Consider the following 455-nt stretch of genomic DNA (forward strand, 5'->3'; position numbering starts at 1 on the left):
CCCCGCTGTTCACCCCGGACGCCGCGCCGGGCGGCCGCCTCGCCGCCGAGCTCGAGGCCGAATTCCAGCGGCTCGGCCCGGAGAATGTCGCGGCCTTCATCGCCGAGCCCGTGGTCGGCGCCACTGCCGGCTGCGTGCCGGCACCGGAGGGATACTTCAAGGCGGTGCGCGAGATCTGCAACCGCCACGGCGCGCTCCTGATCCTTGACGAGGTGATGTGCGGCATGGGCCGCACCGGCACGCTGCATGCGTGGGAGCAGGAAGGCATCGCACCCGACATCCAGGCGGTCGCCAAGGGGCTCGGCGGCGGCTATCAGCCGATCGGCGCGATGCTTGCGAGCGGCAGCATCGTCGACACCGTGCGCAACGGCTCCGGCGCGTTCCAGCACGGTCACACCTATCTGGCGCATCCGCTCGCCTGCGCCGCCGCGCTCGAAGTGCAGAAGGTCATCAGC

Annotated in this window: 1 protein-coding gene; it reads left to right on the forward strand. The window is 71.4% G+C overall.

Translation table 11 applies throughout. The features are described 5' to 3' along the window. The coding region (locus OO68_RS48890; RefSeq protein WP_157852834.1) for an aminotransferase class III-fold pyridoxal phosphate-dependent enzyme at positions 1-455 on the forward strand (455 nt) is incomplete at both ends.

Source organism: Streptomyces iakyrus (assembly GCF_000717055.1).
GTDB classification, from domain to species: Bacteria; Actinomycetota; Actinomycetes; order Streptomycetales; family Streptomycetaceae; genus Streptomyces; species Streptomyces iakyrus.